A 20,135-nucleotide genomic window follows, 5' to 3' on the forward strand; every position below is an offset into this window, starting at 1 on the left:
TCACGAACCTCATGGGCGACGCGGGCCCGGACCGGTTCGTCAACGATCTTGCGGCCGTCCTTGCAGAACACACCCCCGGCCCGCAGCCGCACATCGGAGGCCGGATCGGGCTGCACTTCTACACCTTTGGCGGCCTGTCGGCGACGGCGGACTGGGTCCGGCAGTTCGTCTCCGAGCAAGGCTGAGGGGGCAGCGGTGGCACTCCACACCGAATCCCTGAAAGACCAGTCCTGCCTGATTGTCCACGGCCCCGACCAGCCCGGGATTGTCGCAGCGGTCGCGGCGCTGGTCACCCGCAACCACGGGAACATCGTCTCCCTCGACCAGTACTCAAGCGATCCGGCGGCGGGCGATTTCTTCCAGCGGGTGGTGTTCAACCGGCCCGACCTTGCGGCCGCGATGCCCGCGATTGAGGCCGACCTGGACAAGACCCTGGCCCCGCTGGGGCTCGCCTGGACGCTCACGGACCGGTCCGTCCCCAAGCGCATGGCCATCCTGGTGTCGACGTCCGACCACTGCCTGCTCGAACTGCTCTGGCGGCACCGACGCGGCGAGCTGCCCGTGACCATCCCCATGGTGGTCTCGAACCACACGAACACAGCCGAGGACGTCCGCTCCTTCGGGGTGCCCTTCTTCCACGTGCCATCACTGGGCTCCGACAAGTCGCGTGCGGAAGCCGAAATCCTGAAGCTGCTCGAGGGGAACGTGGACTTTGTGGTGCTCGCGCGCTACATGCAAATCCTGTCACCGGACTTCCTGGACCGGGCGGGCGTGCCACTGATCAACATCCACCACTCGTTCCTGCCCGCGTTCGTCGGGGCGGCCCCGTACCGCAAGGCCAAGGAGCGCGGCGTCAAGCTGATTGGCGCGACGTCGCACTACGTGACCAAAGACCTCGACGAGGGTCCCATCATTGAGCAGGACGTCGCCCGGGTGACGCATGCCCATTCGGCCACCGATCTCCAGGCCCGCGGCGCGTACGTCGAGCGGGCGGTCCTCTCGCGTGCCGTCCAGTGGCATGCCGAGGACCGGGTCATCCGGCACGGCAATCAGACGATCGTTTTCTGACCCAACCGATCCCAATGCCGCAGGCTTCGGCCCGGGGCACCGACAGAACAGAGGTTCAACGTGGCACCCAAGAATCTGCAGGAAGTCCTCAACGCGTCCCGGGGCGCAGTAGACCTCCTCCGCAACTCGCAGATCGGCTCGTACATCTACCCGGTGGTTCCGGCCGACTTCCAGAACTGGATCAAGGAGCAGACGGCCTGGCGCCAGACGGCCGTGCTTTACGACCAGTCCCACCATATGGACAATCTGTTCATAAAGGGCTCGGACGCGATCAAGCTGATCACGTCCACGGCCATCAATTCGACCGCCGTCTTCCCGGTCAACAAGGCGAAGCAGTATGTGCCCACGACGGACTCCGGGCACGTCATCGGCGACGGCATCCTTTTCCGCGAGGCCGAGGACGAGTTTGTCTACGTCGGACGCGCCCCGGCTGCAAATTGGCTGCTTTTCCACGGTGAGACCGGCGGCTACGGAAATCTCGACATCACGGTGGACCGCCGTTCTCCGTCACGGCCCTACGGCCACCCGGTGACCCGCCAGTACTACCGCTTCCAGATTCAGGGCCCGAATGCCTGGCAGGTGATCGAAAAGCTCAACGGGGGCAAGCTCGAGCAGCTCAAGTTCTTCAACATGTCGACCATGACGATCGACGGCACGACGGTCCGCACCCTCCGCCACGGCATGGCGGGCGCACCCGGCCTGGAGGTCTGGGGCCCGTACGCGGACCACGACCGAATTCGCGACGCGATCGTCGAGGCGGGCGTTGAGTTCGGGCTGGTTCCCGTCGGTTCCCGCGCCTACCCGTCCAACACCCTCGAATCCGGCTGGATTCCGTCGCCGCTGCCGGCCATCTACACCGGCGAAGCGGAGCGCGGCTATCGCGAATGGCTTCCCGCGGACGGATACGAAGCGACCGGAACCCTCGCCGGGTCTTTCGTGTCCGAGAACATCGAGGACTATTACCTGACCCCCTGGGAGCTCGGCTACGGTTCGTTCGTGAAGTTCGACCACGACTTCATCGGCCGCGACGCCCTGGAACGGGTCGATCCTGCCTCGCAGCGCAGGAAGGTGACCCTGGCCTGGGACGCTGGGGATGTCACGTCGATCTTCGCGTCGCTGTTCAACGTGGAAGGACCGAGCTACAAGTTCTTCGACCTGCCGCTGGCAAACTACGGCTCGGCGAACTACGACTCCGTTGTCGACGCCGACGGAACGGTCGTCGGCTACTCGATGTTCACGGGCTACAGCGCGAACGAGCGGCGGGCACTCTCGCTCGCTACGATCGACGCCAATGTTCCCGAAGGGACCGAGCTGAGGGTCGTATGGGGAGAGCCGAACGGCGGAACCGCCAAGGCCGCCGTCGAGCCGCACGTGCAGACCGAAGTGCGCGCCGTCGTCAGCCCGGTGCCCTACTCGACAGTCGCACGCGCCACCTATCAGGGCGGGTGGCGGACCAACTACCAGTCGGCCTAGGCTGGGAACCTCGGTACAAGGGGGCGACTCGCCCCCTTGTACCTCCAGCCACCCAAGGAGTACCGCATGAGCCTTCGATATGCGCTGCTTGCGTTGCTCCGCGTAGGCCCGCTCTCCGGCTACGAGCTGCAGAAAGAGTTCTCCTTATCGGTGGGGCACGTGTGGCATGCCCCCGACTCCCAGATCTACCCCGAGCTGCGCAAAATGGAGGCCGAAAAACTCATCGAGGGCGAAGAGCAACCGCGGGGCCAGCGCGCCACCAGGCGCGTCTATCACGTGACCGATGCCGGTGACCGGGCGTTCCTCGCCTGGATGCAGGCACCGCTGGAGTACGCACGAGTCCGCGATCCGGCCCACCTGCGGGCCGCTTATCTGGAAGCGACATCCCCCGCGGCGGCCCGCGAGTTCCTCCGCAGGCACATCGCGCAGTGGGAGCGCGAGCTGGCGCAGTGGGAGGGTGAACTCCTTCGGATCGCCGAAGTGTCCAACCCGATGCTGGTACGGCGCCTCGCGGTCACAGAACCCCAGGACCGCGAACGGACGATAGCGTTCAAGCGGTTTACTTATGAGGGCCTCGTTGACCGGGCCCGGGTCGAGATTTCATGGGCCCAGCGCGGACTCAAGCTCATCGATGAACTGGAAGCCGCCGGCGGAGTGACCCCTGATCCGAGCGCCGCCCGCGTGTAGCGTCCGTCACCGCCCAGGCGGAGCTGCACCTGCCCGCATCCACCCCGTTCGCCTTCCATCCCGTGCCGTCCAGCCCGTTGCCGTCCCGGTCCCTGGTCCGGTACGGCAACGGGATGCGGTTATGCCAGGCAGGCGGTTACCCGAAGTTCTCGGCCGTCGCGTATCCCTTTCCGTTGTACTTCTGGACGATGACCGACGACACGGCGGGCTGACCGTCGACTGTGGTGTCGATCGAGGTGCCCGAGAGCATCAGGGGTGCCTGCAGGCCCTTGATGTTCCGCAGGGCGGTCATGAAGCTGTCCCGCGTCGGACTGGTCATGTTCTTGAATGCCTGCTCCAGCGTGGCTCCCACCATGTAGCTCCACATGCAGTGCGGGAACGCCGGCATGTCCGGGTAGTTGCCGTACTGCTTGAGTTCCGAGAGGAACTTAACGACGTCGGGATCCTTGGCGAACGCCGGGCTCTGCGGCGCCTTGGCGAACGACACCGAGTAGATGCCCGGGTAGGCAGCCGCGCCGCCCGGCTCAAGGATCGCCGTAGGACTCGAGGTGTTGGACGGCAGGAACCAGCTGGGCTTCCAGCCGATCTGCTGCGCCTTCTGCAGCGCGGCGATCGTGAGCGGGGTGACCGACATCGCGTTGAAGAAGACGTCCGCCCCGGAGGAGGCGAGCTGGGTGAGCTGCGCATCCACCGAGGTGTCGGTGGCCTCGTAGGTTTGTTCTCCCACCACCGAGATGTTGCTGGCGTCCTTGATGGCCTCCTTGAAGCCCGAAACGTAGCCCTTGCCGTAGTCGTCGTTCTGGGACAGGAGGGCAACCTTGTGCTGGTCCTTGGAGGCAGCGAGCAGTTTGCCGAAGGCGGCCCCCTCATTCTGGTAGATCGGCACGAACCCCAGCTGCCAGGGGCTCTGCTTCTGATCGCTGAAGAGCGGATCGCCGGTCATCACGAGCACCTGCGGGAACTTTTCGCTGATGGCGGCGTCACGGTAGGCACGGTTGGTCGGAGTGCCGAGGCCAGCCGTGGCGGCGAAGACATTGTCGGACACCATCTGCTGGAAGTTCGCCAGCGATTTCTGCGGATCGTACGCGTCGTCGTAGGACTTGATGGTGACGGTGCGCGTCTTGCCGTCGCCGAACTTCACGCCACCCGCCGCGTTCACGGCGCCGAAGTAGGCCGAGACGCCTGCGACAGTGCAGGTTCCGGGGCCGGCGGTTGCGCCGCTGAGTGGAGTGGTGATGCCAAGAGTGATCGAAGTGTCGGTAATGCCGGGGGACGCCCCCGAGCCGCCGCCCTGCCCCGAGCCGCCGCGGGTGCAACCTGAGAGGGAGAGCGCGACGATCGATGCCATCGCGACGATGCCAAGGACCCCGCCTGGCTTTGTTCTAATCTTCATGGTCGATCTTGCCTCTCTGTGTTTTCGAGTCCCTCCCGCGCGGCTTCCGGAACCGGATGATGCGCAGGAGCGGTCTGCGGGGGATTCCCGGATGTGGGGCGAGCGGTCCGCCGACGGCCGAGCCGACGGATCACTCGCGGAAGACTGACCAGTCCTTCGGGCAACAGGAACAGCACCACGAGAAGTATCGCGCCTTGGCTGAGAGTGGTGAAGCTCGGATCGATCGCGTTCGTGAGTTGCGGAACGAAGACGTAATACGCGCCGCCGATGAGCGAGCCCGCGATGCTTCCGGCGCCGCCGATGACCATCGCCGCCAGGAGGCTGATGGAGTGGCCGAAGCTGAGGGTCTCGGGCGAGGTGTACTGCACGGCCGCGAGGTAGAGGAAGCCGCTCGCGCCGCCGAGGATCGAGGCAATGGTAAACGCGAGTACCTTGGTGCGGTACGGCGAGACGCCCATCGAGGCAGCGACGGCTTCGTTTTCCCGGACCACCCCGAACGCCCGCCCGTATTTGCCCTGCACGAGGCTTCGGGCCAGCAGGAACGCGGCGGCGGTCACCAGCAACACGATGTAGAACTGCCACTGGTCGCTGTACAGACCCGACCAGTCGGGTGCGTCCGAGAAGCGGGCGGAGATGCCCTGCGAGCCGCCCGTGAATTCTGAGAGGCGCTTGGCAAGGGGGACGCCGACAATCGGCAGCGCGATGGTGACCATCGCGATCGCCAGGCCGCCGAGCCGTGCAGCGGCGAGGGCCACAAGCAGCCCCACGATGCCGGCTATCGCGCAGGCCGCGACGAACACCACGATGATGTTCCAACCGTGGTTGACGCCGTAGGCGGTGACGTAGGCGCCGAGCCCGACGAAGAAGATCTGCCCGAGGTTGACTTGTCCGGTGTAGCCCATGACGATGTTCAGCCCCAACACCGCGACGGCATAGACGCCAATGCGCACCAGCGTCTGGTTGGCAAACGCCGGAAGGAGGAGTGGGGCGGCGATCAGTGCAATCGCAACCACCACTGTGAGTGCGATCCGCGCTGATCTGTTGCGTAGAACGGGCGATACGGTACTCATCAGACCCTCACCACGACCTTTCTCCCGAACAGGCCCTGGGGACGAAGGACAAGGATGACGAAGATCAACACAAACGGCACGGCGATCTTGAGGTCATGACCGATGAAGGGCACGTAAACGGCCACCAGGTTCTCAAGCACACCGATCGCCGAAGCGGCCACGACACAGCCGATCGGGCTGCTCAGGCCACCGAGGATGACGGCGGCGAGCGCGTAAACGAGCGCCGTGTCGAGCATGCCCGGGGTCAGCGTCAGCTGCGGAGCGACGAGGACGCCGGCGATTGCCCCGAGGGTCGCCGCAAGCCCCCAGCCGACCATGAGCAGCCGCCCCACCGGGAGCCCCGAGAATGCAGCGGAGGCTGGGTTGTCAGCCACCGCGCGGAGCGCGAGCCCGAGTTTGGTCCGGAGGAACAACAGCTGCAGAACGACCATGATCACCACGATCGTCACCGTGGTTGCCAGGGATCGGACGCTCACCACCGCTCCGAGGATTTCCACGCTTGTCAGCGGGAACAGAGAGGGGAATCCGAGGTTGTTGTAACCCCAAAGTACTGCGCAGAGGCCCGTGACAAGGGTGAGCAGCCCGACAGTCACGACGACGGCGGTGTCCGGATCGCCCCGTTCGAACCGGCGGACCAGAAATCGCTCCACCAGCGCCCCGATGAAGAACGACAGCACCACCGCAACGATGATCGCGAGGATAAGCGGCAGGCCCAGCCGGACGAAGACGTAGGCAATGTAGCTGGACAGCACGGCCAGGCCGCCCTGGGCGAAGTTGATCAGGCCGGTCGCCTGGTTCACGAGCACGATCGCCAGGGCCAGGGCCGCATAGATGGCGCCGGTGGATAGTCCGTCGACCACAAGTTGGATAAAGGTGCCCATGCCCATTCAACCCCCCAGATAGGCGCGGCGGATCTCATCCATGCCCTTGAGCTCGGCCGAGGATCCGGTCAGCACGTTACGGCCCGTTTCGAGCACGGTTGCCGTGTCGACCAGCGAGAAGGCGAGGTTTGCGTTCTGCTCAACGACCACCATGGCGATGCCTGACTCCCGCCGGAGCCGGCGGATCGAATCGTAGACTGTTTTGGCCGTGCTGGGTGCCAGCCCGAGGGATGCTTCGTCGAGGAGCAAAAGCTTGGGTTTGGCCATGAATGCCCTGGCCACGGCGAGCATCTGCTGCTCGCCGCCGGACAGCGCCGCCGCCCGCGAGCTAACGCGGTCCTGGAGTTGCGGGAACAGGTCCAGGCAATAGTCGACGTCCGCGGAAATTGCCTTCCTGCCTTTGCGAAGGTAAGCGCCAACCAACAGGTTCTCCCGAACGCTGAGTTGGCCAAGGGTTCCGCGGCCCTCCGGGACGTGGGCGATCCCCAAGGCGGCCACCTGGTCGGGGCGCAAACCCCGGATGTCGCGTCCGTCGAATGTGATCCGGCCACCGGTGCGCACTGTGCCGCTGACCGCGCGCAGGGTGGTGGTTTTGCCGGCTCCGTTCGCGCCCAGGATTCCTACGGACCCGCCCTCCGGCACGCTGAGGGAGACCCCGTCGAGCACTTGTACGGGCCCGTAGAACGCGGTCACATCGGCCAGTTCAAGCAGCGTCATCCGCTGAGTCCTTCCCGATGTAAGCCTCGATCACGCGGGGATCGGACTGCGCCTCTGCTGCGGTGCCGGCCATGAGCTTGCGGCCGTGGTCGAGCACGACGACCTGGTCGGTGAGGGCCGAGATGAGTCCCATGTGGTGCTCCACGATGATGATCGTGATGTCCTGCTCGGCGCGGATCCGCTTCACCGTTGCGATGAGTTGCTGCACCTCGCCATGGGATAGTCCCGCTGCGGGCTCATCGAGCAGCAGCAGGGCCGGCTTGGAGAGCAGGGCTCGCCACAGCTCGATACCCTTGTGAAGGCCATGCGAGAGTTCATCGGCCGGGAGTTCTGCCGCCCAACCGAGACCTGCGTGGTCGAGGAGTTCGAGCGCTTCCGCACGGATGGCGCGCTCGGCCCGCCCCGTGTACGGCAGCCGGAGCGCCCATGAAACGGGCCCACCGGGAAGCCGGATGTGCCCCCCGAGAAGCACATTCTGCAGGACTGTGGCGTTCAGTTGGAGAGCGGGGTGCTGGAAGGTGCGCGCCAGCCCGAGTCGTGCAAGGCGGGACGGGGCGCTCCCCCGCACCTCTTTGCCGGTGATGGTGATCGACCCGGAGCTCGGCTTGTAGTGACCGCTGATGCAGTTAAATAGCGACGTTTTCCCGGCCCCATTGGGACCGACCAGGCCCAGGATGACACCCGGCTCGACGTCGAAGCTCACGTCCTGCAGCACCTTGACGCCACCGAAGTGCAGGTTCACGTCCTTCAGGCTCAGGCTTGCGGCCACCCCCGTACCTTCCTGTCGCATCATTGCTAGGAAACGACGCGATCGGTCACGACCGCCCGAGACCGACGGTACGGATCGGAGACGAAATTGTCAACGATTTGGTTTAGGCCTTGCTGGACGTTGGGAGCGGCAGCAGACAGCGCCTAGCCTCCCGCGACGGACTGGATGATCAGGACCTCCTGGCCAGGGGACACCTCGGTGGCAAGCCCCCGCAATCGGCGGATCTCATTCCCGTTGACGTATATATTCACGTAGCGCCGGATCGCCCCGGTTTCATCCCGTAACCGCCTCGCCAGAGCCGGGTAATCCCCGGTCACCAGGTCCAGCACCGCCTCCACCGTCGCCGCCGCGTCTGCGGGCGCAGTCAGGTAAGACTGCCCGCCGGCCAGCGGCTGGAGCACGCTGGGCAAGACCACACTGATTTCGGCCACGGGGCCTCAAGCGTTCACAGCGGCGCCGGGCCCCGCGGGACCGGACGCGAAAGCCGGGGAGACTTCCGCCGCCCGCACGCACAGCACGTCCGGCAGGTGCGAGGCCACTTCGGCGAAGTGTTCACCCTCGTCCGCACTTGCGTAGACGCTGCCACCGCGCGTGCCAAAGTACACGCCGGCCGGTTCTGCCGCGTCGACGCAGGCCGCATCCCGAAGCACAGAGTTGAAATCTGACGCGGGCAGCCCGTCGTCCAGGCGCTTCCAACTCGCGCCGGCGTCGTCCGTCCGGTGAACCGCGAGCCTGCCCTCCGGCGGGATCCTTTCGCCGTCCGCCTTGAGCGGGATCACCCAGGCGGTGCCGGCCCGGCGGGGGTGCGTGAGCATCACGAAGCCGAAGTCCGCCGGCAGGCCTTCCGCAATGGATTCCCAGTTCTCGGCGTCGTCGTCACTGCGATAGACGCCATGGTGGTTCTGCGCGTAGAGGCGGCCGTCGACGGCGGCATCGGCCGCGATCTTGTGCACGCACTGGCCGAATTCCGGGTCGGGGTCGGGCATGAAGTAGGCCGAAATTCCCTTGTTCCGCGGCTCCCAGGAGCTGCCGCCGTCGAGCGAGCGGTACACGCCGCCGGTACTCATGGCAACATGCACCTTCTCGCCGGTCTGGTCGACGAGGATGGAGTGCGCCGCTGCCCCGCCGTAGCCGGCACCCCATTCGCCGCGGTGCGGATGGTCCCAGAGCCCGCGGTTGAGCTCGAAGTGTTCGCCGCCGTCGGTGGACTTCCAGACCGAGATCGGCTCACAGCCGGCCCAGACGACGCCGGGACGGGACTCGGCGTCGGGATGGATCTGCCAGACGCGCTCCAACGCAGCATCGGCGCCCTCGGGGAAGCGGATGGCGCCCTGTTCCGGCTCGTTCCATGTTTCGCCCAGGTCATCGGAGTGGAACACCGTGGGGCCCCAGTGCTCGGAACGGACGCCGACCAGGATCCGGGTCCGGCCCCCGCGGGTGTCTATGCCGATACTGGGGACTTCGCTCATCAGGAAATGCGGGCCGGAAAGGGACCAGTCTCTGCGGTCCGGGCTCGTCGCCAGCCAGAGACCTTTCTTGGTGCCGATCGCCAGGACATATCTCTCTGCAGTTGCCATGCCCCCTATGGAACCACCGCAGCAGGATGGCCGCAACGGTTTTCGGCCTGCTGGTTGCCCCGGATGTATCAGTCCACGAATTCGGACTGGGTTTCGATGAAGTCCCAGTCGGCGTCGGTCAGCACTCCGGAAACAACGTCCGGGTGTGGGCCTCCGGCTTCAGCTATGCCCTGCAGCACGGGCAAAGGCAACTCGGCCGCGCGCAGGTTTTCACGCAGCCACTCCTTGCTTGCCAGATCGAGATCCAGCCACCACATGAAGATTTCCACGGCGGTCACCCTTTCCTCTGTTCTTCAACGTTAGGCCCGGCACCGGAGGGCTTCAAGGGCCGCCTGGCCCTGGCGGCGTTCATGGCAGCGAGGACGTCCGCGGTCCGCTCGAGTGCGCCGGGGGCCTGCGCCGGCGGGGATTTTGAGGTGATGGGAGACCGTGGGCATTCCGGCGGAAAGACCGGGGAGTAAGTCCCTGTTCAGGCCGCGGACCGCGGGCCACAATAGGGTATGTCCGCCGAGAGCACGAGTGGTCCCCCGCCTCTCGTGGTCGGCGTGTTCCCGGGGCAGAGCCCCGAGGTGCTGCGCGCTGCCGCCTCGCTGGCAAGGCAAATCGCTGCCCCCCTGATCTGCGCCCATGTGGATGAGGCAAGCTACCTTGTGGAGTGGGATCCGGCGCGGTCCGCGCACCGGCTCTCACGGCACCCGGACACGGACAACGCCGAAATCCGGGCCGTGACCCAGGAATTGCGGAACAACATCGGCTCGGCCTGCGAGCCCCTGGGCGTGCACTGGACACTGCGGACGCTGGCGGGGGACCCGGCCCGGGCACTTGGCCGGCTGGCAGCCGAGGTCGGTGCCGCAATGATCATCGTGGGCACCCCGGAACCCGGCCTGGGCCACCGCGTGTCCGCCGCACTCAACGGTTCGGTGGCCGCGTGGCTCAGCCACCATCAGGACCATCCGATCCTGATCGTTCCGGTCCGGGCGGCATTCCATCACCGGACACAAAATGGCACCTGACAGGTTCCCGGCCGGAGGCCGGCGTGGCCGTGCCGCTTGACCGTGACTTTGTTGTTGCCGAATACCGGCGCAGTTGCGCAGAGCTCGAAGCGACCTTGGTGTGCCTGTCGCCCGCGGCACTGCAGCGCCGCAGCGCGGGCACCCGCTGGAGCAACGAGGAACTGCTCTACCACATGGTGTTCGGGTATGTTGTGGTGCTGGCACTGCTGCCTCTGGTGCGGGTCTTCGGACGGCTGCCCGTCCCGGTCAACCGCGGTTTCGCGTGGCTCCTGGACGCCGGAACGGCTCCGTTCGACGTCATCAACTTCTGGGGCTCCAAAGGGGGCGCGCGCCTCTTCAACCGGCGCCGGATGGCCGCCAAGCTGCGCCGGGTGACAACCGCACTGGCGCGGCGGTTGCGCCGGGAGACCGAAGCCGGCCTGGCCCTCCGCATGTCCTTCCCGACCCGCTGGGACCCGTTCTTCAAAGAAACCATGACCCTGGCGGAAGTCTATGCATACCCCGTGGCGCACTTTGATTTCCACGCCGCCCAGCTTTCCCTGGACCCGGATCCCGGGGCTTCCCGGCGTCCCCGAAAGTAAAGCGAAAGTAGTTATTCGGGGTGCTGGCTTTCTGCGCCTACCGCCCAGTATGCTTGAATTCGTAGGCGGACGATCGACTGCCGACCCAAAGACTGCTCCGGAGTGCGTATCCCCCAATAACGCACTCCGGAGCTTTTTTGTGTCCGGAGATCCACGGGGGCGCCCACGCGGAGATACCCCCAAGGGGTACTTGCGTCATACCCCTAGGGGGTATATGTTGAATTCATGAACGAGCCTGAAGTCCCCGTCATGGCAGCCGCGGACGCCGAGCTGCACCAACAGCACGGCTATTCCTCCAACAAAGAGGCCTACCTGCGGCGACTCAAACGGATCGAGGGCCAGGTGCGCGGCATCGCGCGGATGGTCGATGAGGACAAGTACTGCATCGACATCCTTACCCAGGTCGCAGCCGTCACCAAAGCCCTGCATGCCGTCAGCCTCGGACTGGTGGAGGAGCACATCGGCCACTGCGTCGTCGGCGCCGCCTCCGAACCGGACCCCCAGCTGCGGGCCGAAGCCATCGACTTCAAGGTCAAGGAGGCCACCGATGCCATCGGGCGCCTGCTGCGGTAGCGGCAACACCACTCACCACACATCCGGGCTGATGAACCATCAGCAGCCCACCCACAAGGAGCCAGCCATGAGCACCGTTTCCACCACCGTCAACGTTTCAGGCATGACTTGCGGTCACTGCGTCTCATCCGTCAGCGAAGAGCTCGAGGCGCTGGCCGGCGTTGAGACAGTCGACGTCGACCTCAACTCCGGCGGCATCTCCACTGTCACGATCACCTCCGCCGGGGCCCTGTCCAGCTCCGAGATCGGCGAGGCCGTCGCCGAAGCCGGCTATCTGGTCGTGGCCAACGAGGCCTGAACCCCACCCGCCCGGCACACCACGCAGAGCACGCCAACAGGATTGGGAAACACCGTGAACCGAGAGCAACTGCTGGACCTGTCCGGAACCCGGGTGATCGAGCTCGACATCGAGGGCATGACCTGCGCGTCCTGCGTCAGCCGGATCGAACGCAAGCTCGGAAAGCTCGACGGCGTCACGGCCACGGTCAACCTGCCCCTGGAATCAGCCCACGTGACGGCCCCGGCAGACATTACCGACGCCCAGATCACCGCCACAGTGGAGGCAGCAGGCTACAAGGCGAAGGTCCACGCCCTTAGGTACCCAGCCACACCGGCTGAGCCGGTCAGTGCGGCGATGTCGACACAGCCAACCACCGTCGGTGACCTTCCGGCGTCCGCGGCGGCAGCCAAGCTCCGCCCCCGCCTGATCGTGGCGGCCATCCTCACCGTTCCGGTGTTCCTTATGTCGATGTTCCCGGCGTTCCAATTCGCCAACTGGGGCTGGGTAGCAGGAGTCCTGGCCCTGCCGGTGGTTACCTGGGCGGCGTGGCCCTTCCACCGGGCAGCCGCCATCAACGCCCGGCACCTCTCCTCCACGATGGACACGCTCGTCTCCATCGGCGTGACTGCGGCGTACGTCTTCTCGGCCTGGCAGCTTTCCGTGGACCCGCTGATGACCGCTCCCCAGCAGGGAATGGAGAGCATGGAAATGGACTCCGGCGGTCTTTACTTCGAGGTCGCCTCGGTCGTCACCACTTTCCTGCTGCTGGGCCGGTACCTGGAGGCCAATGCCAAGCAAAAGGCCGGAGACGCCCTCAAGACCCTGCTGAACCTGGGCGCCAAGGACGCCACGGTCCTCCGCGACGGCCGGGAGGAGCAGATCCCGGCCGATCACCTGGCGGTGGGCGACCTCATTGTGGTCCGCCCCGGCGAGAAGATTGCCACTGACGGCATCGTCGTCGACGGGTCCTCCGCTGTCGATGCCTCGCTGGTCACGGGCGAATCGGTGCCGGTGGAAGTCGGCCCGGACAGCCCGGTCACGGGCGCCACCATCAACACCTCCGGTCGGCTGCTGGTCCGCGCCACACGCGTCGGCGCCGAAACCACCCTGTCCCAGATGGGCCGGTTGGTCTCCCAGGCGCAGACCGGCAAGGCGCAGATCGCACGCCTCGCGGACCGGATCAGTGCAGTATTCGTGCCGGTGGTCCTGGCCATCGCCGCGGTGACCTTCGGCGCCTGGCTGCTCGCGGCCGGCCCGGGGATCAGCGATGCCGAGCTCCGTGCAGCGTTTACGGCTGCCGTCGCAGTACTGGTCATTGCCTGCCCTTGCGCCCTGGGGCTGGCCACGCCCGTGGGGCTGCTCACCGGGACCGGCCGGGGCGCCCAGTTGGGCATCCTGATCAGGGGCCCCCAGGTCCTAGAGGACACCCGGACCGTCGACACCATCCTGCTGGACAAGACCGGCACCGTGACCACCGGCCACCTCGCGGTCGACGGCACGGAGGCATTCGGACCGTTCGAGCCCGCCCAGGTGCTGCGTTTGGCCGGAGCCCTGGAGGCCGCATCCGAACACCCGATCGCCCGCGCCATCGCTGCTGCGGCAGCCCCGGCCGAGGGTCCGGACAGCGCCTCAGCTACCCTTCCCGCCGTCGTCAATTTCCGCTCCGCGCCCGGCGGCGGTGTCCAGGGCACCGTCGAGGGCCGGCTGGTGACGGCAGGCCGTACGGGCTGGCTGGAGCAGAACGGCATCACTCCGGCCGCGGCGCAACGGGAGGCCCTCAGTGCCGCCGAGGGCTCCGGGGCGACCGTGATCTGGCTCGCCGTGGACGGGGAGCCGGCTGGCATCATCAGCCTCCGGGATACGGTCAAGCGTGGCTCTGCCGCGGCGATCCTGCGGCTCCGCGGGCTGGGTCTCCGGCCGATTCTCCTGACCGGGGACAACGCCGCCGTGGCCGCGCAGGTGGCAGCCGCCGTCGGCATCGCCCCGGAGGATGTCTTCGCGGGCGTGCTGCCGGAGGGCAAGGTCGAGGCGGTGCGGAAGCTGCAATCGCACGGCGCCACTGTCGCTATGGCCGGTGACGGCGTCAACGACGCCGCGGCGCTGGCCCAGGCGGATCTGGGCATCGCGATGGGTTCCGGCACCGATGTTGCGATCGAGGCCGCCGACCTGACGGTGATGGGCAACGAACTGGGGCAGGTCGCCCAGGCAATCGAGCTATCCCGCCGGACCCTGGCGATCATCAAGACGAACCTCTTTTGGGCGTTTTTCTACAACGCCGTGGGCATCCCCGTGGCGGCCCTGGGGCTGCTCAACCCGATGATCGCAGGCGCGGCCATGGCCGCCAGCTCCGTGCTGGTTGTGGCCAACTCGCTGCGGCTGCGCAGCTTCGGCAAGTAGCCCCCAGCATCGGTCTGCCCCTCAGGCCGCACCAAAGCGGACGGCAGCCCTTGCTTTCGCCTTGGCGGCCTCCTCCCCGCGGTCCCTTGCCGGGGCGAGAGTCACCAGGGAGTCGAGCAGGTGCTGCGTGGCGTGGGCAATCTCATGCACGGCCCGGTCGAAGGCCTCTTCGTTGGCCTTGGACGGTTTGGTGCTGCCACTGACCTTGCGCACGTATTGCAGCGCGGCGGCCTCCACTTCGGCGGTGGTGGCATGGGGTTCGAAATTATGCAGGGTCCGGATATTTCGGCACATATCTTCATGCTAGGTGCCATCCGTCGCGGGAACGAGTGCCCGACGCCTGAAATGGGCCGCTGCGGCCGGGCCGGACCGTGAGGGACAGCGAAGGGCGGTGCCGGCGGGATGGGGAGGGGTGCCCATCGACACTTTTTCGGCGGACAGGGTAGGTTCGAGGCAATGGACTTCCGGGAACAGCCGGGGGCCTTTGGGGGACGCCGGCAGGGCCCGGGTCCGTTCACTTTATTGGAGGAGATTTTCGAATGGCTATTTGGGGCGCAGACATAGCTCAGCTCAAGACTCTGGGGACGAAGCTGCAGGCGGGTTCGTCGGAGATCGACAAGCAGAAGTCGCTGCTGACCAAGGTGCTTGAGGGCACCGATTGGAAGGGCCCGGACGCGGACAAGTTCCGCAGCGAGTGGAACGGCCAGCACGTCGCCGCGCTGGCGAAGGTGTCCCAGGCGCTGCAGGAGGCCGGCAAGCACGCCAGCCGCAACGCCACGGAGCAGGAAAGCGCTTCCCGCTAAGCCCAGGATCGTCAGCACACGGCCCGGACGCACCGCGTCCGGGCCGTTTTTGCCGGCACCTGCCTACGGCACCGGCTCGACGTCGTTCGCGTGGTCGAGCGCCTGCGGCATTGCAGCACCCTCACCGGCCGTTGACCGGATCTCGTCCAGCCGGACCAGCACGACGCCGCCGACAATCAGCACCCCGCCGACGAGCTGGATGGGGCCCGGGAGTTCACCAAGGAGCAGCCACGCCCAGATGACGGCGAACAGCACCTCGGTCAGCGAGACAAAGGATGCCACCTTCGAGCCCAGTGCCCGCGCCGCCACAATGCCAGAGACGTACGCGAGTACGGTGGCCAGCACAACGAGCCCTCCCAGCGCCACCCACCAGGGTGTGGTCCATGGTCCAAGGCGGGTGTCGGCGGTGCTGAATGCCATCGGCAGCAATCCGGTTGCGGCCGCAAGCCACATGGTGACGGCGCCGACCATGAGCCCGCCGGAGGCGAGGATGATCGGCGGGAGCGTGTCGTTTTCCTTGGCTGTGATGAAGAAGTAGATGGCGAGGCAGACGGCAGCCGCGATCCCCCACAGCACGCCGATGAAGTCGATCTTGACGGCTCCGGTGAGGTCCAGCACCAGGACCAGACCGCCCAGGGACAGCAGGGTCCCGGCGACCGTCAGCGGCCGCGGGCGTTTCCTGCTGGCGGCCCAGAGCCAGAGCACGATGAGCACGGGAGCCAGGTATTCCAGCAGGAGGGCCACCCCCACCGACAGCCTGGCCACGGCATTGAAATAGAACAGCTGGCAGGCGGCGACGCCAATGAGGCCGAAGAGCAGCACGGTGAGCCAGTTGTCCCTGAGCTGGTGCCAGCGACCACGCAGCGCCGGTATAGCGGGAACTGCCAGGATCAGCGCCGCCCCGGTGAGGCGGGCGGTAACGGCTGCCCCGGGGGTCCAGCCAGTCTCCAGCAGCGCCTTGGCAAAGGAGCCGGACAGGCCGAAAACGGCCGATGAGAATAAGGCAACCCCCAGACCCGAGGCCATGAATCCCGTTGCCGCGGCGCGCTTGCCAGCGCCGTGGGTTCCGGCGGCGGGCAGCCCCGAATCGTGGATGGCCGGTGCTTCGGCGGAGCGGCGTGCGGCAGGCACAGGCTGCCTCCTGTCAGGAGTAAAATAGGGTTATGCTCATGACAGTACGCCACGCCAACGTAAGGAGTCAAGATGGTTTTTGCCCCTGACACAGAAGTGGCCCTGCGGTCCGTGGTCAACCTCATCAACACCGCGGCCAACGGGGACGAACAACTCTCCACTACGCGGGACCTGGATCGGTTCCTGAAGGCCGAGGGATTTACCGGCTCGCGCACCCGGGACGCCGCCGAACTGGCCGGCGTGCACCGGCTCCGCGGGGAGCTCGCCGCACTGTGGCTCGCTGAGGAATCCATGGCAGTAGATACCCTGAACAGGCTGCTGCGGGATGCGCGGGCGCTTCCCCAGCTCGTCAAGCACGATCAATGGGACTGGCATCTGCATGCCACCACCCCGGACGCGCCGCTGGCCGACCGGATGAGCACGGAGGCTGCGATGGCCCTGGTTGACGTCATCCGCAGCAAGGAAATGGACCGCCTGCTGGTCTGCGCTGCCGAGGACTGCAATGCCGTGGTGCTGGACCTCAGCCGGAACCGCTCCAAGCGCTATTGCGACACCGGAAACTGCGCGAACCGTGCGCACGTGGCGGCCTACCGGGCCCGGAAAGCGGCCTCCTGAGCGTGCCGCAGAGAAGCTTCCCGGGCCACAGACCGCGGCTTCGGGCGGAAAACACGCAGTTTCCCCATAGAATGGATTTATTCGGCAGGCCGCCTGCCGTCGAGCCCAATCTAGGGACATCACTCACAAGTACACGGAAGCCGTCTCCACTTCCACGCTGACCGGCGTCGTGGCGGGAACCCCGGACGACTTCGCCAAGTTCAAGGACGCCGCGAAGTTCGCCGGGCAGACGCCCTATTTCGTCTCGGTCAGCCACCGGATGGACAGCCTCAGCAAGGCATCCCTCGGCATCGGCGAGCCCAGGGTGACCGCCCAGCTCAAAGACGGATCCGACGCACAGTCACTCATCGTCTTCGGCGCCTTCGACCAATGCAAGAGCACGCGCTTCGATACCACCGGCACGGGGGATTCCCTGACCGTGGTGGCGGGCAGCACCATGGTGTCCTGCCAGGTCTTCCTGGCGCCGGTCGGCGATGAAATCAATACCGTCGAGTACACCGACTCCAAGTTCATCTACGCGAAGTACGGCGATAATCCCTACCTGAAGAATCCGATTTCCTGGACCAAGTAGCAGTTCCGCCCGGGCGGGCCGGCCAGCGGCGTTCGCGGACCTAGCGAATGTCGTCGCCGGGGCCGGCGTCCGGGGCGCCGGCATCAGGCTTGGACTGGGCCGGATGGCCGCCATGGCCGGAGTTGCCGGAGCTCAAGTTGATGCCGGACCCCTTGCCGAGGCTTTCGTCATTGGGCTTGTGGCCCATGGACAGCATGGCAATCACGACCAGGATAACGATGAAGGCGATGCCCGCTGCAGTGAAGGCCAGGTCGAAGCGGGGCGTTTTGGCACTGCCTCCGGAGGCGAATATAAGGGTGGCAACGAAGGCCAGCACAGCCCAGAACGCGGAGAACATGAGTGGTCCCTTGACCGAGGTCCGCAGGGTGCGCGGTTCTCCAGATTTCTGCTGAGCCAAGGTACTTCCTCCTGCAGCCGACGCCGCCAGGCGTGGCAGTTGTGATACTGCAATCGTTCTACGCAAGGTAGAACCTGTCCCTACTAGTTTACGGCCTCCGTGGAATCGGCCCGTGCATCGTGCCGCAGGGTGAGCCCGGCCAGCACCCAGAGCACGCCGCTGATGATGGCGCCGCCGCCTGCGACGCCAAGCAGTGCGTGCGGGCCGAGGTCAATGAAGAACGGAAGCAAACCCGCGGTGCCCAGCCCGACAACGCCGGAGGCCATCCAATCGCGTGCGAGCACGGACCGGCCACGGTTCGTGACGCCAAGGTAGAGTTCTGCAGCGCCGGCGACGCCAAGGCCCAGGGCCGCCAGGACACCGAAGACCAGACTGCCGGAGATCAAGCCGACGGCCGCCCCGGTTCCGGTCAGCACGGCGCCGGCAGCTGAAAGGACCTTGCCGGCAGGTGATCCGGCACGGAACCCCGTCTTGGTGACGCTCCAGAGCAGCAGCACACCGGTGGCCAGGAGGTAGATTCCGCCGGCCCAGCCCATGCCTTCCGGGGGCGGCGAAGCCCAGAACACGGTCAGCGCCCCGAAGCCGAGCGCGACGGCGGCCCGGACCAGCACGGGTTTCCAGAGATCCGCTGCGGCGGGCAGGGCAGTGGAGGAGTCAGAGGCTGCTGGGAGAGTCACCCGTTCAGTTTAGTGCGAAGCCGCGCCGGTGCGCGCCGGGAGCCCGGGCTGGCCGGCGCTGCCGGCCGGCAGTGCGGGCTTCCCGCTCAGTGCGCCCCGAGAACCATCCACCGGTCCGTCCGCGCCCGGAGGCCCAGCGTCAGGGCACGGGCCGCCATGTAGCCCAGTGAGAATGCAGCCCACAGCCAGAGCAGCCCCGCACCGCCCTCGGCCCCGGACTGCCGGACCGCGAGCAGCAGCGGCAGGTACACGGCGAGATTCACGACGCCGGCAATCGCCAGGTACTTCACATCCCCGGCACCGATCAGCACGCCGTCGAGGACAAAAACGTAACCGGCGAGCGGCTGTCCCGCAGCGAGCACCCACAGCGCCAGCGTGAGCGCGGACTGCACCTCGGCGTCGGACGTGAAGAGCAGGCCCGCCCACGGTGCCGCGGCGGCCAGCAGGATCCCGGTCAGGACGCCGAAGCCGAGACCCCAGCGGACCATGGTTCCGGTGAGCTCCCGCGCCGCGCCCGGGCGGGAACCGCCGAGTTCCTTGCCGATCAGTGCCTGCGCGGCAATCGCGAGGGCATCGAGGGCGAAGGCCAGGAAGGTGAAGACGGTCATCGCGAGCTGGTGGGCGGCCAGATTGACCGTCCCCTGCGCCGTAACCACCACAACCGTGGCGAGAATCGCGATGCGCAGGCTGAGCGTCCGCAGCATCAGCCACGACCCCACCTTGCTCAGGGCCCGGATGCCGCGCCAATCGGGGAGCAGGGACACACCGTGGTTCCGGGCATTGCGCTGGACCATCACCACGTAGACCAGCGCCATCGCCCACTGGGCGATGCTGGTGCCGATCGCCGAGCCGGCGACGGACCAGTGCAGGCCGTAGACCAGGAAGAGGTTGAGCAGGACGTTTAGCGTGAAACCGGCGGACGCCACCAGCAGCGGGGTGCGCGTGTCCTGCAGGCCCCGCAACACCCCGGTACCGGCGAAGATGAGCAGCATCGCGACAAGTCCGGGCATCGACCAGCGCAGGTAGTCCACGGCGAAGGCCCGCACCTCACCGCGGGCACCCATCAGGTCCAGGAGCGGTTCGGCCGCAACGAAGCCGGCGGCGGCCAGGACGATTCCGATCAGCAGCGCCAGCCAGACCCCGTCGCGTCCGGCGGCAAGGGCCCGGGGCAGCTGGCCGTTGCCGATCGCCCGCGCCACGGCCGGAGTCGTGGAGTAGGCCAGAAACACCATGAGGCCCACGACTGTGTGCAGCACTGCGGACGCCAGCCCGACTCCGGCGAGCTCGGCGACGCCGAGGTGTCCGACGATTGCCGCATCCGCGAGGAGGAACAACGGTTCAGCGATCAGCGCACCGAAGGCCGGAAGGGCGAGGCGCAGGATCTCCCGCCGCCGGGCCGCCACGGACGGCAGCTCAGCGGGATACGGGGAGGGGGGCACGAAACCACCCTAACGGCACTGTC

At 66.6% G+C, this 20,135-nt stretch carries 24 protein-coding genes and 1 pseudogene; 12 read left to right on the forward strand and 13 right to left on the reverse strand.

Translation table 11 applies throughout. The features are described 5' to 3' along the window. The 4 genes and pseudogenes from BJQ90_RS18075 to BJQ90_RS18090 all read left to right on the forward strand — a co-directional run. Positions 1–185: pseudogene (locus BJQ90_RS18075) on the forward strand (hypothetical protein); the annotation flags it as partial. A 10-nt stretch (positions 186–195) separates the two neighbouring features. Further along, complete coding sequence (gene purU, locus BJQ90_RS18080) at positions 196–1,068, forward strand: formyltetrahydrofolate deformylase (RefSeq protein ID WP_226761587.1); 873 nt, start codon at positions 196–198, stop codon at positions 1,066–1,068. Positions 1,069–1,128: 60 nt separating this feature from the next. Beyond that, the gene (ligM, locus tag BJQ90_RS18085; protein WP_226761588.1) at positions 1,129–2,541 is read left to right on the forward strand and encodes a vanillate/3-O-methylgallate O-demethylase; all 1,413 of its coding nucleotides are present in this window, start codon (positions 1,129–1,131) and stop codon (positions 2,539–2,541) included. Between the two features lie 66 nt (positions 2,542–2,607). Then, the gene (locus tag BJQ90_RS18090) at positions 2,608–3,228 is read left to right on the forward strand and encodes a PadR family transcriptional regulator (protein WP_226761589.1); all 621 of its coding nucleotides are present in this window, start codon (positions 2,608–2,610) and stop codon (positions 3,226–3,228) included. Positions 3,229–3,364: 136 nt separating this feature from the next. Here the strand turns inward: BJQ90_RS18090 and BJQ90_RS18095 are convergent, their stop codons facing one another. The 8 genes from BJQ90_RS18095 to BJQ90_RS18130 form a co-directional block, all read right to left on the reverse strand. Next, on the reverse strand, positions 3,365–4,621 hold the full coding sequence (locus BJQ90_RS18095) for an ABC transporter substrate-binding protein (protein ID WP_226761590.1): 1,257 nt from the start codon (positions 4,619–4,621) through the stop codon (positions 3,365–3,367). After that, the gene (locus BJQ90_RS18100; protein ID WP_226761591.1) at positions 4,618–5,691 is read right to left on the reverse strand and encodes a branched-chain amino acid ABC transporter permease; all 1,074 of its coding nucleotides are present in this window, start codon (positions 5,689–5,691) and stop codon (positions 4,618–4,620) included. The genes BJQ90_RS18095 and BJQ90_RS18100 overlap by 4 nt, the downstream gene beginning before the upstream one ends. Further along, positions 5,691–6,572 (reverse strand): branched-chain amino acid ABC transporter permease, encoded by an 882-nt coding sequence (locus BJQ90_RS18105; protein WP_226761592.1) that lies wholly within the window; start codon positions 6,570–6,572, stop codon positions 5,691–5,693. The genes BJQ90_RS18100 and BJQ90_RS18105 overlap by 1 nt, the downstream gene beginning before the upstream one ends. Positions 6,573–6,578: 6 nt before the next feature. Continuing rightward, entirely contained in the window at positions 6,579–7,289 is a 711-nt protein-coding gene (locus BJQ90_RS18110; protein WP_226761593.1) for an ABC transporter ATP-binding protein, read from the reverse strand. After that, positions 7,276–8,058 (reverse strand): ABC transporter ATP-binding protein, encoded by a 783-nt coding sequence (locus tag BJQ90_RS18115; RefSeq protein WP_226761594.1) that lies wholly within the window; start codon positions 8,056–8,058, stop codon positions 7,276–7,278. Before BJQ90_RS18115 ends, BJQ90_RS18110 begins: the two co-directional genes overlap by 14 nt. Positions 8,059–8,201: 143 nt before the next feature. Then, entirely contained in the window at positions 8,202–8,489 is a 288-nt protein-coding gene (locus BJQ90_RS18120; RefSeq protein ID WP_226761595.1) for a MoaD/ThiS family protein, read from the reverse strand. Positions 8,490–8,495: 6 nt separating this feature from the next. Then, positions 8,496–9,644, reverse strand: coding sequence for a WD40/YVTN/BNR-like repeat-containing protein (locus BJQ90_RS18125; protein ID WP_226761647.1), 1,149 nt, complete (start codon positions 9,642–9,644; stop codon positions 8,496–8,498). A 59-nt stretch (positions 9,645–9,703) separates the two neighbouring features. After that, positions 9,704–9,904: a hypothetical protein gene (locus BJQ90_RS18130; RefSeq protein WP_226761648.1), complete on the reverse strand. Its 201-nt coding sequence runs from the start codon at positions 9,902–9,904 to the stop codon at positions 9,704–9,706. A gap of 231 nt (positions 9,905–10,135) precedes the next feature. Here BJQ90_RS18130 and BJQ90_RS18135 point away from each other — a divergent pair, with 231 nt between their 5' ends. The 5 genes from BJQ90_RS18135 to BJQ90_RS18155 all read left to right on the forward strand — a co-directional run bounded on the left by BJQ90_RS18135 (position 10,136) and on the right by BJQ90_RS18155 (position 14,479). After that, positions 10,136–10,648: a universal stress protein gene (locus BJQ90_RS18135; RefSeq protein ID WP_226761596.1), complete on the forward strand. Its 513-nt coding sequence runs from the start codon at positions 10,136–10,138 to the stop codon at positions 10,646–10,648. 23 nt (positions 10,649–10,671) lie between these two features. Beyond that, the gene (locus BJQ90_RS18140) at positions 10,672–11,229 is read left to right on the forward strand and encodes a DinB family protein (RefSeq protein ID WP_226761597.1); all 558 of its coding nucleotides are present in this window, start codon (positions 10,672–10,674) and stop codon (positions 11,227–11,229) included. Positions 11,230–11,454: 225 nt separating this feature from the next. After that, positions 11,455–11,802: a metal-sensitive transcriptional regulator gene (locus BJQ90_RS18145; protein WP_226761598.1), complete on the forward strand. Its 348-nt coding sequence runs from the start codon at positions 11,455–11,457 to the stop codon at positions 11,800–11,802. A 67-nt stretch (positions 11,803–11,869) separates the two neighbouring features. Further along, a complete protein-coding gene (locus BJQ90_RS18150; protein ID WP_226761599.1) occupies positions 11,870–12,100 on the forward strand; it encodes a heavy-metal-associated domain-containing protein in 231 nt (76 codons plus the stop codon). A gap of 54 nt (positions 12,101–12,154) precedes the next feature. Further along, on the forward strand, positions 12,155–14,479 hold the full coding sequence (locus BJQ90_RS18155) for a heavy metal translocating P-type ATPase (RefSeq protein ID WP_226761600.1): 2,325 nt from the start codon (positions 12,155–12,157) through the stop codon (positions 14,477–14,479). A gap of 21 nt (positions 14,480–14,500) precedes the next feature. Here BJQ90_RS18155 and BJQ90_RS18160 read toward each other — a convergent pair whose 3' ends face one another. Then, positions 14,501–14,773 (reverse strand): DUF2277 domain-containing protein, encoded by a 273-nt coding sequence (locus BJQ90_RS18160; RefSeq protein ID WP_226761601.1) that lies wholly within the window; start codon positions 14,771–14,773, stop codon positions 14,501–14,503. Positions 14,774–15,018: 245 nt separating this feature from the next. Here BJQ90_RS18160 and BJQ90_RS18165 point away from each other — a divergent pair, with 245 nt between their 5' ends. Beyond that, positions 15,019–15,282, forward strand: coding sequence for a hypothetical protein (locus BJQ90_RS18165; protein ID WP_226761412.1), 264 nt, complete (start codon positions 15,019–15,021; stop codon positions 15,280–15,282). 63 nt (positions 15,283–15,345) lie between these two features. Here the strand turns inward: BJQ90_RS18165 and BJQ90_RS18170 are convergent, their stop codons facing one another. After that, positions 15,346–16,308, reverse strand: a complete 963-nt coding sequence (locus BJQ90_RS18170) for an EamA family transporter (protein WP_226761649.1) — start codon at positions 16,306–16,308, stop codon at positions 15,346–15,348. A gap of 177 nt (positions 16,309–16,485) precedes the next feature. On the opposite strand from BJQ90_RS18170, the gene BJQ90_RS18175 reads away from it, so the two are divergent. Together BJQ90_RS18175 and BJQ90_RS18180 are read left to right on the forward strand one after the other, a co-directional pair. Beyond that, positions 16,486–17,028: a CGNR zinc finger domain-containing protein gene (locus BJQ90_RS18175; RefSeq protein ID WP_226761602.1), complete on the forward strand. Its 543-nt coding sequence runs from the start codon at positions 16,486–16,488 to the stop codon at positions 17,026–17,028. Positions 17,029–17,197: 169 nt separating this feature from the next. Then, positions 17,198–17,599, forward strand: coding sequence for a hypothetical protein (locus BJQ90_RS18180; RefSeq protein ID WP_226761603.1), 402 nt, complete (start codon positions 17,198–17,200; stop codon positions 17,597–17,599). A 40-nt stretch (positions 17,600–17,639) separates the two neighbouring features. Here the strand turns inward: BJQ90_RS18180 and BJQ90_RS18185 are convergent, their stop codons facing one another. From BJQ90_RS18185 to BJQ90_RS18195, 3 genes are all read right to left on the reverse strand, one after another. Next, the gene (locus BJQ90_RS18185) at positions 17,640–17,996 is read right to left on the reverse strand and encodes a hypothetical protein (protein ID WP_226761604.1); all 357 of its coding nucleotides are present in this window, start codon (positions 17,994–17,996) and stop codon (positions 17,640–17,642) included. A gap of 83 nt (positions 17,997–18,079) precedes the next feature. Next, entirely contained in the window at positions 18,080–18,673 is a 594-nt protein-coding gene (locus tag BJQ90_RS18190; protein ID WP_226761605.1) for a hypothetical protein, read from the reverse strand. Between the two features lie 86 nt (positions 18,674–18,759). Then, positions 18,760–20,112, reverse strand: coding sequence for an MATE family efflux transporter (locus tag BJQ90_RS18195; protein WP_226761606.1), 1,353 nt, complete (start codon positions 20,110–20,112; stop codon positions 18,760–18,762). Positions 20,113–20,135: the final 23 nt, after the last annotated feature.

Origin of the sequence: Arthrobacter sp. SO3, from assembly GCF_020532825.1 — a bacterium.
GTDB lineage: Bacteria > Actinomycetota > Actinomycetes > Actinomycetales > Micrococcaceae > Arthrobacter.